Origin of the sequence: Yersinia sp. SCPM-O-B-9106 (C-191) (assembly GCF_026183365.1) — a bacterium.
In the GTDB taxonomy this organism is placed as follows: Bacteria; Pseudomonadota; Gammaproteobacteria; order Enterobacterales; family Enterobacteriaceae; genus Yersinia; species Yersinia rochesterensis.
Map to the genome: position 1 here is coordinate 2,390,989 of NZ_CP110791.1, position 14,916 is coordinate 2,405,904.

The following is a 14,916-nucleotide window of genomic DNA, read 5'->3' on the forward strand; positions in this document are numbered from 1 at the left end:
TCCCCCCTAAAGTAAAGGATTAGACTTTTTTTGTTCGGGGGGATAGAAAAAAGGCCCATATTATGGACCTTTTCATTATGATCTGATTAATCAGACTTAACAGTGTTGTCCGGTATGGTTGCTACCCTTCAGCCATCACTCCTAACAGCTTGATGACAAAATAGAACGCCACACCTATTACTAATGGCAGAATATATAAGGTGAAAAACTGCAAAAAGATGGTGTGATGCGGTAATACAATTTTCTCTTCCAACTGTTCGCGGCTACGCCCTTCACTGCCCTTGGCCTGCTCTAAAATCATTTGGTCTTCAATACCTTCGCGAATGTGACGGACTTGTCGTGACATCCGCGCACCGGAGGCTTGTAATGACAAACCAACGAAAATCAGCATATAAATGATAAAGAACATCATATTCGATGCTGAAAAACCCTGTTCGAAATTCGGCACCGGTGAGTTGTACCAGAAGATATCCAGAAAAGTCGTGTTAAAGCGGATCATATCGGTCATGACGCGGATAAAATCCAGCATTACCGCATTAACCCCAGTGCTTTTTTGACTATATTGATAGGCAAAATTGATAATTGAAATCAATGTTGACAGCAGTGCTGGAATAAAAACGAGCCACCCGGCTATCCGTTTGATGACAGCGACACGCCCAGCCTGTTGATAGGTCATGACTTCTCCTTGTAAATACCACAACTTATGTAGCCTTAGTTTACCCGCTACATCCCGGTCTTGTGCAGAATTTTGCTGAAGTTCTTACGATTAACACAAACTCAAGCCTAGCTCATCCAGCGCAATATCATTAAGTTAATAAATTACATCGTAAGAAAGACAAAGAATTGTGTTCCACCGGTTCAATCATTATGAAGCAATGTTACAGTGTTAAATCCGTAGCTAGAGACCAAACAGGAGTAATAATAAATGGCGACCCCTCACACTATTAAGGCCGCAATTTTCGATATGGACGGCTTGCTGATTGATTCGGAGCCTTTATGGCTACAGGCTGAACTCGATATTTTCACTGAGTTGGGGCTGGATACCTCCTCAAGAGATTCATTGCCCGACACCCTCGGATTACGCATCGATTTAGTCGTGAAACTTTGGTTCCAGTCCATGCCATGGCAAGGGCCAAGTCAGGCAGAAGTTTGCAACCGTATTATTGCCAGAGCGATAGATTTGGTAGAAGAAACCAAGCCGGTATTACCCGGTGTGGGATATGCATTGGATCTTTGCCGTGCGCAAGGGCTGAAAATTGGCCTGGCATCCGCTTCTCCACTACATATGCAAAAACGCGTCCTGGCGATGTTAAACATTGAAAAATACTTCGACCGCCTGGTTTCCGCAGAATATCTGCCCCACAGCAAACCACATCCTGAAGTGTATTTGAATGCTGCGGCTGAACTGGGTGTTGACCCTCTGGAATGTGTCACGCTGGAAGATTCTGTCAATGGGATGATTGCCACTAAAGCAGCACGTATGCGCTCTATTGTCATTCCGTCGGAAGAATACCGCACCGACCCCCGCTGGGCTCTGTCAGATATTCAGTTGAACTCATTAGAACAATTGCGAAAGGAACATATTTCGTAGCGGCAGGTTGATTATTATCTTGGCGATAAAGGGCGGTCAGAGTGAGTAACTCAACCGCCCGAATTCGTTTTACAGGAAATCATCCCGTTTAGGCGTAAAGGTGTCGATCAAAATACTATTATCTTCCAGTGATACCGCACCATGCATTTCGTTCTTAATCGCCCGATACGCATCTCCGGCTTTTAAAACGCGTTTTTGACCGTCGATTTCCACTTCGAAACTACCTGCCGCCACATAAGCAATCTGGTCATGAATATCATGCTTGTGCGCTACACCAATGGCACCTTTCTCAAAGTGAACACAGACCATCATCAGCTCATCGCTCCAGGTCATCACTTTACGTTTAATACCATTACCTAGCTCTTCCCAAGGCGTTTCATCATTAATAAAGAACATCTTCATTATTTCTCCTCACTATTATGCAGAATAGTCTGTAGCCCAGTCACAGTTTCACGCTGAATTCGGCTCATTCTACGGCCAAAATTCACAGTTCGATCATTATTAATCCAAAAATCATGACGCCCCTCAAAAAATAATAAAACATCATTTCATTTTAATTGAATTAACTTCCCGCAAATACTATCATCACCGCATCAAAAGAAACACCGGTCCGAACCGAAAGAGAGGCACCGACATGCAAATTCGTCAAAGCATTCATAGCGACCACGCCAGACAACTCGATACCGCCGGCCTGCGTCGTGAATTTTTGATTGAGAATATTTTTGTCGCCGATGAATACACCATGACCTATAGCCATATCGACCGCATCATTGTGGGTGGTATTTTGCCGGTCGAGAAAACGGTCAGCATTGGTGATGAAGTGGGTAAGCAACTGGGTGTCAGTTACTTTTTGGAACGCCGTGAGCTGGGCGTGATCAATATTGGTGGACCTGGCCTTATCTCAGTTGATGGACAGGTTTATGAAATTGGTAACGAAGAAGCCTTGTATGTGGGTAAAGGTGCAAGGGATGTGATCTTCAGTAGCCTTGAGAGTCAAAAACCGGCCAAGTTCTATTACAACAGCGCCCCAGCACATACCTCTTATCCCAATAAGAAAATCACGCTGGCAGAGGCCACACCACAAACATTGGGTGATGACGCGACAAGTAATCGCCGCACTATCAATAAATACATCGTGCCCGATGTGTTGCCAACCTGCCAACTGACTATGGGGTTGACCAAACTGGCCCCCGGCAATCTCTGGAACACCATGCCCTGCCATACCCATGACCGCCGCATGGAAGTGTATTTCTACTTTGATATGGACGAAGAAACGGCCGTCTTCCATATGATGGGCCAGCCACAAGAAACCCGCCATTTGCTCGTTCACAACGAACAAGCGGTGATTTCACCCAGCTGGTCTATTCATTCTGGCGTGGGTACCAAGCGTTATACATTCATCTGGGGCATGGTCGGTGAAAACCAAGTCTTCGGTGATATGGACCACATAGCCGTTAGTGAACTGCGCTAAATGTTTACGAATAGTGTTAAGCGTCACCAACTGAATCCGTCCTTTGGGCGTTTTCTTCCCCAATATTGAAATCGCGGCAATCGTTGACCGCCTTGAGAGAGATGTTAGCTATGATCTTAGATTCCTTTGAGTTAAAGGGTAAAGTTGCTCTGGTTACCGGCTGTGACACAGGTTTGGGCCAAGGTATGGCGATTGGTTTAGCCGAAGCAGGTTGCGATATCGTTGGTGTGAATATTGTTGAGCCAAAAGATACCATTGAGAAAGTGACCGCATTAGGCCGCCGCTTCTTAAGTTTGACAGCTGATCTGAGCAAGATTGATGGCATCCCTGCCCTGTTAGAACGCGCCATCGCTGAATTTGGCCAAATTGATATTCTGGTCAATAACGCCGGGATAATCCGTCGTGAAGATGCGATCAACTTCAGCGAGAAGGACTGGGACGATGTGATGAATGTGAACATCAAAACGGTGTTCTTTATGTCTCAAGCGGTTGCTAAGCAATTTATCAAACAAGGTACTGGCGGCAAAATCATCAACGTTGCTTCCATGCTGTCTTACCAAGGCGGTATCCGCGTTCCGTCTTATACTGCATCGAAAAGTGCAGTGATGGGTGTGACCCGTCTGTTAGCCAACGAATGGGCTAAACACGGCATCAATGTGAATGCGGTAGCACCTGGTTACATGGCAACCAACAACACCCAACAGTTGCGTAAAGATGAAGAACGCAGCAAAGAGATCCTTGACCGTATCCCGGCGGGTCGTTGGGGCTTACCTGATGACCTGAAAGGCCCAGTCGTGTTCCTGGCCTCTAAAGCATCAGACTATATCAGTGGTTACACTATCGCTGTAGATGGCGGTTGGTTAGCTCGCTAAACCCAGAAATATCACCAATTTGAGTTAAGGATTATTTACTGCGGTTATTCGCAATATTCCAGCTCAAAATTCCATTCGGGCACAACTTCTGTTGTGCCTTTTTTTATTGGTTATTTATCAATTGGTTAACAAAGCAAACCGGCTAAAAAAACCGTCAAAAAGTGCAAAAATAAAAAATTCAAAACAACGTTCCGACTCTGATCACACTTTTGTCATTCGCCCAATGACTCGCCAGTAAATACAAATATAATAGATTGAAACGGTGTTTCTATTTATAAGGAACCTAAAACCGGTTCCGACCAGATATTTCTATGATGGGGTTATGGTGATGAATTTTGTCGGTAACATTAAAGACAGTGACGCAGTGATGATTAACTGGCTCAGCGCTATCCGTAGCTATGTTGAATTAGTCCAGTCTGTTAGCCATAGTCATCAAAACCCGACCCCACTAATGGCCGATGGCTTTGATGTTTTGACTCACCAACCTGTGACCTGGAAATTCCCAGATGGCCGTAATATTCCGATATCTAACTTCGCCAGTCAACAAAACTGGCTACGGACGTTGGATGCTCTCAGCCTGGTCACACAAGACCCGCAATATCATCAACAAGCGCGGGTACAAAGCCGCTATTTCATGCAAAAAGGTGTTCATGAGCAGAGCGGGCTGTTTTATTGGGGTGGTCACCGCTTCCTGAATTTGGACACTTTACAAACTGAAGGCCCAGAATCAAAGGCGCAAGTGCATGAACTTAAACATCACCTGCCCTATTACGACTTATTGCTCAGTGTTGATCGTGAGAAAACGCTTAATTTCCTACAAGGTTTTTGGCACGCCCATGTCGAAGATTGGCAAACACTGGACCTAGGCCGTCATGGTAGCTATGACAAGCAACGCGACCCCCATGTTTTCACCCATGTGCGCAATGACGTGGTTAAACCAGAAGCATTGCCACAATTACCGGAGACTAAAGGCCTGACCTTTGTGAATGCCGGTACCGACCTCATTTACGCAGCTTATAAATATGCGGCGTATACGGGTGACATCGCAGCTGCTGCTTGGGGAAAACATCTATACCGTCAATACGTCTTAGCCCGTAATCCTGAAACAGGATTACCGGTTTATCAGTTCAGCTCGCCGCAACAACGTCGGCCAATACCGGCAGATGATAATCAGACCCAATCCTGGTATGGCGATCGAGCCAAACGCCAATTTGGCCCTGAATTTGGTGAAATTGCCCGTGAAGCCAATGTCTTGTTCCGTGATATGCGGCCATTGCTGATTGATAACCCATTGGCAATGTTGGATATCTTGCGCCAGCAACCTGATGCGGAAGTTCTGCAATGGGTTATTGATGGGTTAAAGAATTATTATCGTTTCGCTTATGATGTTGAGAGCAATACATTGCGCCCGTTATGGAACGATGGACAGGATATGAGCGGTTATGTCTTACAACGCGATGGTTATTATGGCGCAAAAGGCCAGGTTATTTCGTCATTCCCATTAGAGGTTGATTATCTGCTCCCGCTGGTTCGTGCCTGGCGAATCAGTGAAGACGAAGAATTATTCGATCTGATTGGGGTTTTGCTGCACCGCTGGCAGTTGGCTGAATTAAACAAACAAGAACGCCGCGCAGTGCTAATCAATGACAAAAAAACAGTGATTTCCCCGTCTTTACTACTGGCCTTAGTTGAACTGGCCGAGCATTGCCAATGCAAACAATTATTTGAATTGGCTTGGCAAATTGGGAATGACCTATTTAACCAGCATTATCATCGCGGCTTGTTTGTCGAATCAGCACAGCACCGTTATTTTCGTATCGACAATCCGATTGCATTAGCAATATTGACCTTGATTGCTGCCAAACAAAATAAATTGGCAGCCGTTCCTCAATTTATTACCAATGGTGGTTACATCCATGGAGATTATCAGGTGAACGGAGAAAGCCGCACTCTGTATGACATCGATTTTATTTATCCGATACTTTTGAATCAGTAGTTTTATTTATCTTTCATGTTATTAAAAATAGGTAAGCATTATGAATGAAAACAGAATGCTGGGGTTAGCCTATATATCACCTTATATAATAGGGTTGATAATATTCACGGCTTTCCCCTTTGTATCATCTTTCTTTCTCAGTTTTACTGAGTATGACTTAATGAACCCTCCCGTTTACAACGGGATCGAGAATTACCGTCATATGTTCCTTGAAGATGATTTATTTTGGAAATCCATGGCAGTGACTTTCGCTTATGTATTTCTGACTATTCCATTAAAACTGGCATTTGCTCTGGGGATTGCTTTTGTACTGAACTTTAAATTACGCGGTATTGGGTTCTTCCGTACCGCATTCTATATTCCTTCAATTCTCGGCAGTAGCGTAGCTATTGCGGTGTTATGGCGTGCTCTATTTGCCATTGATGGTTTGTTAAATGGTTTTATCGGGGTATTTGGGTTTGACCCTGTCAACTGGCTGGGAGAGCCGGCGCTGGCACTGACTTCAGTAACATTACTGCGTGTTTGGCAGTTCGGTTCTGCCATGGTTATTTTCCTCGCCGCATTGCAGAACGTACCGCAGTCACAATATGAAGCTGCCATGATAGATGGTGCCTCAAAATGGCAAATGTTCATGAAAGTTACCGTGCCACTGATTACGCCGGTTATTTTCTTCAACTTTATTATGCAAACCACACAGGCATTCCAAGAATTTACCGCGCCTTATGTCATCACCGGTGGTGGGCCAACCCATTACACTTATTTATTCTCGCTCTATATATATGATACCGCGTTTAAATACTTTGATATGGGATACGGTGCTGCGCTGGCTTGGGTATTATTCCTAGTCGTCGCCCTCTTTGCCTCAATTGCATTTAAATCTTCCAAATATTGGGTCTTCTACTCCGCCGATAAAGGAGGAAAAAATGACTGACGTACACGAAAACTCCAACCAGAAGAAATTAGATCTGGCGCAGGATATCGCTGATGCAGAAATTAGCCGGACATTACGCAAAGCTAAAGTCAGTGCTGCTATCCGCTATATTGTTTTGATTATTGTCGGACTGATGATGCTTTACCCATTGCTGTGGATGTTTTCCGCCGCCTTTAAACCTAATAATGAAATCTTCACCACTTTAGGATTATGGCCAGAACACCCAACGAGCGATGGTTTTGTTAACGGTTGGAAAACCGGTACAGAATATAATTTCGGTCATTACATGCTTAACACTTTTAAGTTTGTTATCCCGAAAGTCATTCTGACGATTATTTCCTCCACTATCGTGGCGTATGGTTTCGCACGCTTTGAGATCCCATGGAAGAAATTCTGGTTCGCAACATTAATCACCACCATGTTGCTGCCAAGTACTGTGTTATTGATTCCTCAATACATCATGTTCCGTGAAATGGGCATGCTGAATAGCTATATGCCGCTGTATCTGCCATTAGCGTTCGCAACACAAGGGTTCTTTGTCTTTATGTTGATCCAATTCCTGCGCGGTGTTCCTCGCGACATGGAAGAAGCCGCACAAATTGACGGATGTAACTCATTCCAAGTGTTGTGGTACGTGGTTGTGCCAATCTTGAAGCCAGCCATTATTTCCGTGGCATTGTTCCAGTTCATGTGGTCAATGAACGACTTTATCGGCCCACTGATTTACGTCTACAGCGTAGACAAGTACCCGATAGCGCTGGCTCTTAAGATGTCAATTGACGTGACCGAAGGCGCACCTTGGAACGAAATTCTGGCAATGGCGAGCATCTCCATTCTGCCGTCCATCATTGTTTTCTTCCTGGCTCAACGCTACTTCGTGCAAGGCGTAACCAGCAGCGGAATTAAAGGTTAATAGAGGATTTATCATGGCTGAAGTCATTTTTAATAAGTTAGGCAAAGTTTACTCCAACGGTTTTCGCGCGGTTCATGGCATTGATCTGAAAATCCATGATGGCGAATTTATGGTGATTGTTGGCCCATCTGGCTGTGCTAAATCCACGACCCTGCGTATGTTGGCCGGGCTGGAAACCATCAGTGATGGTGAAGTTCGAATTGGTGATCGGGTGGTCAATAATCTGGCCCCGAAATCACGTGGTATTGCCATGGTGTTCCAGAACTATGCGCTGTATCCGCACATGACTGTAAAAGAGAACCTGGCGTTTGGCCTTAAATTAAGCAAACTGCCAAAAGACCAGATTGAAACACAAGTTGCTGAAGCTGCAAAGATTTTAGAGTTAGAAGACTTGCTTGACCGCTTGCCGCGTCAGCTATCTGGTGGTCAAGCACAGCGTGTGGCTGTTGGTCGTGCCATTGTTAAAAAGCCCGACGTATTCTTGTTCGATGAACCCTTATCAAACTTGGATGCCAAACTGCGCGCCTCTATGCGTATTCGTATCTCTGACTTACATAAGCAATTGAAAAAAAGCGGTAAAGCAGCAACCACAGTTTATGTAACCCACGATCAGACCGAAGCAATGACCATGGGTGACCGAATCTGTGTGATGAAACTGGGCCACATTATGCAAGTGGATACTCCAGATAATCTCTATCACTACCCTACCAATATGTTTGTTGCTGGTTTTATTGGCGCGCCGGAAATGAATATCAAACCGAGCACGCTGGTAGAAAAAGACGGGGAAATTGGCCTGACCGTGGGTCAATACACCTTAGTATTAAATGCAAGACAACAAGCCAAAGTTGCCGCCCACGCCGGGGAAAAAGTGTTCTTTGGCGTTCGTCCTGAATTCGTCAGCATGTCTATGAATCCATTTACTGAAAATCACTCTCAAGGTGAATTGGTACGAGTGGAAAACATGGGTCACGAATTCTTTATGTATATCAAAGTTGATGATTTTGAGCTGACTTGCCGTCTGCCGTCTGACGAAGCGCGCCCTATTATCGAAAATGGTCTACATCGCACAGTGTACTTCCAGTTTGATATGGATAAATGCCATATCTTTGATGCAAAAACAGAAAAAAATATCTCTCTTTAACAGGAGCAGTACCCAATGAAAAAAGCGATCCTACACACGCTAATAGCATCCACTCTGGCACTATTATCACATCAAGCCTTTGCAGCACAGGACGAAGTTAATTTACGCATGTCATGGTGGGGTGGTAATGGCCGTCATCAGGTGACATTAAAAGCATTAGAAGAATTCCACAAACAACATCCGAATATTAATGTTAAAGCAGAATATACCGGCTGGGATGGTCATTTATCTCGTCTGACGACACAAATTGCCGGTGGTACTGAACCTGACGTTATGCAAACTAACTGGAACTGGTTGCCTATTTTCTCTAAAGACGGCACCGGATTCTATAATTTGTTTAGTGTTAAGGAACAATTAGATTTATCACAATTCGATCCTAAAGAACTGAAACAAACTACCGTTAATGGCAAGTTGAATGGCATTCCAATTTCAGTGACTGCACGTATCTTCTATTTCAATGATGCGACCTGGGCTAAAGCTGGCGTAGAATATCCTAAAACTTGGGATGAATTGCTTGCTGCAGGTAAAGTATTTAAAGAAAAACTGGGTGACCAATATTATCCAGTAGTATTAGAGCATCAAGATACTTTAGCGTTAATCCGCTCTTATATGACACAAAAATACAACATTCCAACCATTGATGAAGCTAATAAGAAATTTGCCTACACGCCAGAACAGTGGGTCGAATTCTTTACCATGTATAAAACCATGGTCGATAATCATGTTATGCCATCTACCAAATACTATGCTTCATTCGGCAAGAGTAATATGTATGAAATGAAGCCGTGGATTAATGGTGAATGGGCAGGTACTTATATGTGGAACTCCACTATAACTAAGTATTCTGATAACTTGACCAAACCCGCTAAACTGGTGCTTGGTCCATATCCGATGCTGCCAGGAGCAAAAGATGCTGGCTTATTCTTTAAACCAGCGCAGATGCTTTCCATTGGTAAATCAACTAAGTATCCACAAGAAAGTGCTATGTTAATCAACTTCTTGTTGAACAGCCCAGAAGGGATTGAAGCATTAGGTCTGGAGCGTGGCGTACCATTAAGTGCAGCGGCGGTGGCTCAACTACGCGAAACCGGCGTAATTAAAGATGAAGATCCTTCTGTTGCCGGTTTAAGTATGGCATTGGAGTTGCCACACAAAATGACAACTTCACCATACTTTGATGACCCGCAGATTGTTTCACTATTCGGTGATGCCATCCAATATATAGATTATGGTCAGAAGACTGTACAAGAAACTGCAGAATACTTTAACAAACAAGGTGACCGTATTCTCAAACGTGCCATGCGTTAATAAACCAATTTAACTTAAGTCCCTATTAAACCCTGCCATTAATTTGGCGGGGTTATTTCGTTTTAAAAAAAGTAATAGTCAATTAGATCGACATCACAATTTAATATCTGTTTAAAAAATTAATCACTAACACAGACTTGGATCACAAAAATAATTATTAATATAAATAGAATATGCATTCACAATAAATGAAACATTGTTTCTTTGTTCGTGAAATTGATTTTTAGTCGTATGTTGATCTTTATAGAATTGTTAATTGATTTTGATTTAAATAACCATAACTCTGGGATTATATAAAAATGAAATTTAAATTACTAACTCTGGCAGTGGCATCTGTAATCAGCTTTAGTTCTGTTGCAACAACAATTGACTACCGGCACGAAATGAAAGACACCAGTAAATCTGACCATAAAGATCGTTTGCTATTTTCCAACCGCTTTGCCAATGGCTTTGGCTTGTCTTTAGAAGGGAAATGGGGCCAGCACAGTTCTGACACCACTCCGAATAAACCATTCAATGAACAAGTGAGTAATGGCACCGAAGTCGTTGCCAGCTATGTTTACAAAATCAACAAAACTTTCCAAGTTGAACCAGGATTCTCATTAGATTCAACCTCTGACTCCAATAATTACCGTCCATATGTGCGCGGTAAAGTGGCTTTCACTGATGATTTTTCAACATCCCTACGTTACCGCCCATATTACAAACGTAACCAACCTGCTCAGACTAAAAAAACTGAGAAAGGCCATGAGTTTACCATGCTGTTTGCTTATAATTTCTTGAAAGACTATTCAGCTGAATATGAATTGAACTACAAGAAATCTGAAGACGAAATTCTGGCAAATAAAGAAAAATACGAATGGGCACATGATGTAAAAATCGCCTACAAATGGGATAAAAGCTGGAAACCCTACGTTGCTATCGGTAACGTCCCTGGTAGTAAAGCAACCGACGAACGCCAAACTCGTTACCGCGTAGGTGTGCAGTACAGCTTCTAATTTTGACCGGGTAAATAGACCTGTCGATATTAATAAACCTGTAGTTGTTAATAGATCTGTAGTTGTTAATGGATCTGTAGTTGTTAATAGATCTGTAGTTATTAGTACCCTCATCATTATTTGTTAATTATGCCCTACCGTATGACTTTGGGGAAAAGCTGACTCCCAGTTGCTTTTCCCCTTTTTTAAGCCCCCCCTAGTGTGAGCCATGGCCGTTCCAAAGTTGCCCCTGTCTGACGCCACTATTTCAGCCCAACACCCGATATTTCCATTACAAAACCTCAGGTTAAATGACATTTCCTTAATCCACGAAAAATGAGACATTTAGTTACAGCGTAACGGCTATTCATGCCATTAAAAATCTCATATACTGGATAAATCAACAGCTACAGATTCGGAATTCAAGTATGACAGGGGAAGGACACCTTATTTTTTCTGTCGCCTGCGTTATTTTTGCCAAGAAAGTCGGCCTCACCCCTGAACTGGCGCATGGCGATTGGTGGCATATTATCCCTGGCACCCTGCTAACTTCCCTGCTGCCAGATATTGATCACCCCAAATCAATCCTTGGTCAGCGACTAAAGTGGATATCAACACCTATTGCTCGTGCATTTGGTCATCGCGGGTTTACTCATAGCCTGTTGGCGGTATTCGGCGGTATTGCGCTTTTTCAAATGGATATTTCTCGTGACTGGATTATCCCCGCGGATGCATTTCACGCGATGATTATTGGCTATTTTAGCCATCTATTGGCCGATATGATTACGCCTGCCGGAGTACCGCTTTTATGGCCATGCCGTTGGCGTTTTTCTGTTCCAATATTACGCCCACAAAAAGGCAATCAATTAGAGCGCGTATTATGTGTCCTATTAGTTTGTTTTTCCGTCTATTGGCAAACTGACACCACTATTCCGCTACAATCCTATATGGAGCAATTGAAGAATTTTAGATTATGATCACATTTTAGTGTGTGAATAATGCCCAATTTGTATGAATTACATACAAATAAGGTAAAAAAATTATATAAAATTCTTTTTGAGTATAAGTGAGCTTCCTAAGTAACTGCTAACATACGCGACTAATTTGCGCAGTTGCCTGTGCGTGGCTCTATTCTAGATAAAAATAGACATAGAATATGTGGCCAGTATTTAAAATAATAATTTGGAGATTTGGGGATGAACCTACCGCTTGTGATTAACGTGCTGTTATTTGTGGCACTGCTATTACTGTTGGCACAAACCCGGCATAAACAATGGAGTCTGTCCAAGAAAGTCTTGGCCGGTCTGGGGCTGGGTGTGCTATTTGGTCTGGGGCTACAATGGGTCTATGGCTCAGATAATCCGCTACTGAAAGAGTCGATCACTTGGTTTAATATCGTCGGTAATGGCTATGTGCAATTGCTGCAGATGATTGTTATGCCGCTGGTATTCGCCTCAATTTTAAGTGCGGTTGCCAAACTTCACAATGCCTCTTCTTTGGGTAAAATCAGTGTATTGACTATTGGCACATTGCTATTCACCACATTAATCGCAGCTCTGGTGGGTGTGTTGGTCACTAATCTGTTTGGCTTAACGGCCGATGGTCTGGTGCAAGGTACACAAGAATCAGCGCGTTTGAGTGCTATCGAAAGCAATTATCTTAGTAAAGTGACTGACCTGACAGTCCCTCAACTGATTCTGTCCTTTATCCCGAAAAATCCATTTGCCGATTTAACCGGCGCTAGCCCAACCTCAATCATCAGTGTGGTTATCTTTGCCACTTTCCTGGGAATAGCTTCCCTGCAATTACTGAAAGATGATGTAGAAAAAGGCCAACGCGTGTTAGTGGCTATCGACACCCTGCAAGCTTGGGTGATGAAGCTGGTGCGTCTGGTGATGAAACTGACCCCTTACGGCGTACTGGCCTTGATGACCAAAGTGGTTGCCGGTTCTAATATCCAAGACATTATCAAGCTGGGCAGTTTTGTTGTTGCCTCTTACCTCGGCTTGGCCATTATGTTTGTGGTACATGGCGTGCTGCTGTCTTTCACTGGCATTAACCCGCTGAAATTCTTCCGCAAAGTTTGGCCTGTGCTGACGTTTGCATTTACCAGCCGCTCCAGTGCTGCCAGTATCCCGTTGAATGTGGAAGCACAAACTCGCCGCTTGGGTGTGCCAGAATCTATCGCCAGTTTCTCCGCGTCTTTTGGGGCGACTATCGGCCAGAATGGCTGTGCTGGTTTGTATCCTGCAATGTTGGCCGTGATGGTTGCGCCAACCGTGGGTATTAACCCACTTGACCCAATCTGGATTGCCACACTGGTCGGCATTGTCACCATCAGCTCTGCCGGTGTTGCCGGTGTTGGCGGTGGCGCGACTTTCGCCGCGCTAATCGTATTACCTGCGTTGGGCTTGCCCGTCACTTTGGTTGCTTTGCTCATCTCTGTTGAACCATTGATTGATATGGGGCGCACCGCCTTGAATGTCAGCGGCTCAATGACTGCCGGTACGATTACCAGCCAATTGATGAAACAAACAGATAAAGACATTCTTAACAGTGAAGATGATGGCGATTTAGCCCATCAATAAACATCGCTGATGAGTCCTCAAAAGCCAGTCATCTGTGACTGGCTTTTTGTTTTTAAAAGACTGAGAACAACTAACCCCCTGCGGCCTCAAGGATGAAGGGGACGATATTTTTCAACCAATGCCAATGCAATTGCTTCCGTTTCTACATCAGGTACACCACTAAAATCTTGCGCCCTGAAGTGCATTTGAAATGCTTCAATAACGTGTTTGGTCTCATCATCCAGCTCGCCACTTTGGGGGATTTGATAACCATAACGCGCTAATGCCTGCTGGATAATGGCGACAGATGCGAGATCCTTTTTATTTCGACCATCAATATACTTTGTAACCGTCGCATCATCAGGCCAAGCCCCGATGCCCTGTTCCGCTAAACGCTTCCATGGAAATAACGGCCCAGGATCTGACTTTCTTTGTGGTGCAATATCGCTATGGGCAACAACATCCGTTGGGTCAATATTATAACGCTCAACAATGTCCTTGGTTAGCCGCTCAATCAATTGAATCTGTGATTCGTTGTACGGATACCACTGCCGACCCAACATCTTCTCAGTAAAGCCCTTATTGACGATTTCAATGCCTATCGAGGTATCATTGAGGCTATTACGCCCATGCCAATAGCTAACACCGGCATGCCAAGCGCGCTCAGATTCAGGAACCAATTGTAAAACGATAGGTTTACCATCAAGGTTATCTGGATGTGTTTTGACCAAATAATGGGCGCTAACATTACCTTGTGTCAGTAATCTCAGTGATTCTGCATCATCTGTTGCGGTGTAGTGAAGAACCAAAAACCTCACGCGCGTATTTTGAGCAACAGAAGGGATACTGGTATCCACTTTATACTCACCACGATCAATCAATTTATGCGAGCCATCACGATGAGAGTTACTACAGCCCGCCAACAGCAGTAATAACCCTATGCTTAATAACTTCCTCATCTTTTTCTCCCTGTAATGATGCTTAAGCACGGTTATAGTGAACCCACTAAATTAAATGGCTCGTCAACAGTATGTGCAAATGATAAGTAATATCATCAGATAATACTTATATCTATAAATTAGTTGATGGTGATATTACCTATGATACTAATAAAAAACGGCTCCTGATGAGAGGAGCCGTTTGGAATAT

General features: G+C 43.7%; 14 protein-coding genes. 11 read left to right on the forward strand and 3 right to left on the reverse strand.

What is annotated here, in order from left to right; genetic code table 11:
* Nucleotides 1–121 precede the first annotated feature (121 nt).
* Nucleotides 122–676: a YniB family protein gene (locus OP863_RS10985; RefSeq protein ID WP_038632545.1), complete on the reverse strand. Its 555-nt coding sequence runs from the start codon at nt 674–676 to the stop codon at nt 122–124.
* Between the two features lie 249 nt (nt 677–925).
* Here OP863_RS10985 and hxpB point away from each other — a divergent pair, with 249 nt between their 5' ends.
* Complete coding sequence (gene hxpB, locus OP863_RS10990; RefSeq protein ID WP_145588384.1) at nt 926–1,591, forward strand: hexitol phosphatase HxpB; 666 nt, start codon at nt 926–928, stop codon at nt 1,589–1,591.
* Between the two features lie 69 nt (nt 1,592–1,660).
* Here hxpB and OP863_RS10995 read toward each other — a convergent pair whose 3' ends face one another.
* A complete protein-coding gene (locus tag OP863_RS10995) occupies nt 1,661–1,993 on the reverse strand; it encodes a cupin domain-containing protein (protein WP_038632541.1) in 333 nt (110 codons plus the stop codon).
* Nucleotides 1,994–2,225: 232 nt separating this feature from the next.
* On the opposite strand from OP863_RS10995, the gene kduI reads away from it, so the two are divergent.
* The 10 genes from kduI (at nt 2,226) to OP863_RS11045 (ending at nt 13,788) form a co-directional block, all read left to right on the forward strand.
* Nucleotides 2,226–3,062 (forward strand): 5-dehydro-4-deoxy-D-glucuronate isomerase, encoded by an 837-nt coding sequence (kduI, locus tag OP863_RS11000; protein ID WP_038632538.1) that lies wholly within the window; start codon nt 2,226–2,228, stop codon nt 3,060–3,062.
* A 110-nt stretch (nt 3,063–3,172) separates the two neighbouring features.
* The gene (kduD, locus tag OP863_RS11005; protein WP_050116430.1) at nt 3,173–3,934 is read left to right on the forward strand and encodes a 2-dehydro-3-deoxy-D-gluconate 5-dehydrogenase KduD; all 762 of its coding nucleotides are present in this window, start codon (nt 3,173–3,175) and stop codon (nt 3,932–3,934) included.
* 328 nt (nt 3,935–4,262) lie between these two features.
* Nucleotides 4,263–5,930, forward strand: a complete 1,668-nt coding sequence (locus OP863_RS11010) for a pectate lyase (RefSeq protein WP_265525255.1) — start codon at nt 4,263–4,265, stop codon at nt 5,928–5,930.
* 40 nt (nt 5,931–5,970) lie between these two features.
* Nucleotides 5,971–6,861: a carbohydrate ABC transporter permease gene (locus OP863_RS11015; RefSeq protein WP_038632534.1), complete on the forward strand. Its 891-nt coding sequence runs from the start codon at nt 5,971–5,973 to the stop codon at nt 6,859–6,861.
* Nucleotides 6,854–7,774, forward strand: a complete 921-nt coding sequence (locus tag OP863_RS11020) for a carbohydrate ABC transporter permease (protein ID WP_032821132.1) — start codon at nt 6,854–6,856, stop codon at nt 7,772–7,774. The genes OP863_RS11015 and OP863_RS11020 overlap by 8 nt, the downstream gene beginning before the upstream one ends.
* 13 nt (nt 7,775–7,787) lie before the next feature.
* Nucleotides 7,788–8,915 carry an ABC transporter ATP-binding protein gene (locus OP863_RS11025; protein ID WP_038632531.1) on the forward strand — a complete coding sequence of 376 codons (1,128 nt, stop codon included), beginning with the start codon at nt 7,788–7,790 and terminating at the stop codon, nt 8,913–8,915.
* A 15-nt stretch (nt 8,916–8,930) separates the two neighbouring features.
* Nucleotides 8,931–10,223, forward strand: coding sequence for an ABC transporter substrate-binding protein (locus OP863_RS11030; RefSeq protein ID WP_038632530.1), 1,293 nt, complete (start codon nt 8,931–8,933; stop codon nt 10,221–10,223).
* Between the two features lie 299 nt (nt 10,224–10,522).
* A complete protein-coding gene (locus OP863_RS11035; RefSeq protein ID WP_038632528.1) occupies nt 10,523–11,221 on the forward strand; it encodes an oligogalacturonate-specific porin KdgM family protein in 699 nt (232 codons plus the stop codon).
* Nucleotides 11,222–11,628: 407 nt separating this feature from the next.
* Nucleotides 11,629–12,177, forward strand: coding sequence for a metal-dependent hydrolase (locus OP863_RS11040; protein WP_145588203.1), 549 nt, complete (start codon nt 11,629–11,631; stop codon nt 12,175–12,177).
* 219 nt (nt 12,178–12,396) lie between these two features.
* On the forward strand, nt 12,397–13,788 hold the full coding sequence (locus OP863_RS11045; protein ID WP_038632525.1) for an L-cystine transporter: 1,392 nt from the start codon (nt 12,397–12,399) through the stop codon (nt 13,786–13,788).
* Between the two features lie 86 nt (nt 13,789–13,874).
* Here OP863_RS11045 and OP863_RS11050 read toward each other — a convergent pair whose 3' ends face one another.
* On the reverse strand, nt 13,875–14,726 hold the full coding sequence (locus OP863_RS11050) for an N-acetylmuramoyl-L-alanine amidase (RefSeq protein WP_038632522.1): 852 nt from the start codon (nt 14,724–14,726) through the stop codon (nt 13,875–13,877).
* Nucleotides 14,727–14,916: the final 190 nt, after the last annotated feature.

What these genes read in the sequence shown, in the direction of transcription:
- OP863_RS10985 (WP_038632545.1), bottom strand. Translation starts at nt 676, where the DNA reads ATGACCTATCAACAGGCTGGGCGTGTCGCTGTCATCAAACGGATAGCC.
- hxpB (WP_145588384.1), top strand. Translation starts at nt 926, where the DNA reads ATGGCGACCCCTCACACTATTAAGGCCGCAATTTTCGATATGGACGGC.
- OP863_RS10995 (WP_038632541.1), bottom strand. Translation starts at nt 1,993, where the DNA reads ATGAAGATGTTCTTTATTAATGATGAAACGCCTTGGGAAGAGCTAGGT.
- kduI (WP_038632538.1), top strand. Translation starts at nt 2,226, where the DNA reads ATGCAAATTCGTCAAAGCATTCATAGCGACCACGCCAGACAACTCGAT.
- kduD (WP_050116430.1), top strand. Translation starts at nt 3,173, where the DNA reads ATGATCTTAGATTCCTTTGAGTTAAAGGGTAAAGTTGCTCTGGTTACC.
- OP863_RS11010 (WP_265525255.1), top strand. Translation starts at nt 4,263, where the DNA reads ATGAATTTTGTCGGTAACATTAAAGACAGTGACGCAGTGATGATTAAC.
- OP863_RS11015 (WP_038632534.1), top strand. Translation starts at nt 5,971, where the DNA reads ATGAATGAAAACAGAATGCTGGGGTTAGCCTATATATCACCTTATATA.
- OP863_RS11020 (WP_032821132.1), top strand. Translation starts at nt 6,854, where the DNA reads ATGACTGACGTACACGAAAACTCCAACCAGAAGAAATTAGATCTGGCG.
- OP863_RS11025 (WP_038632531.1), top strand. Translation starts at nt 7,788, where the DNA reads ATGGCTGAAGTCATTTTTAATAAGTTAGGCAAAGTTTACTCCAACGGT.
- OP863_RS11030 (WP_038632530.1), top strand. Translation starts at nt 8,931, where the DNA reads ATGAAAAAAGCGATCCTACACACGCTAATAGCATCCACTCTGGCACTA.
- OP863_RS11035 (WP_038632528.1), top strand. Translation starts at nt 10,523, where the DNA reads ATGAAATTTAAATTACTAACTCTGGCAGTGGCATCTGTAATCAGCTTT.
- OP863_RS11040 (WP_145588203.1), top strand. Translation starts at nt 11,629, where the DNA reads ATGACAGGGGAAGGACACCTTATTTTTTCTGTCGCCTGCGTTATTTTT.
- OP863_RS11045 (WP_038632525.1), top strand. Translation starts at nt 12,397, where the DNA reads ATGAACCTACCGCTTGTGATTAACGTGCTGTTATTTGTGGCACTGCTA.
- OP863_RS11050 (WP_038632522.1), bottom strand. Translation starts at nt 14,726, where the DNA reads ATGAGGAAGTTATTAAGCATAGGGTTATTACTGCTGTTGGCGGGCTGT.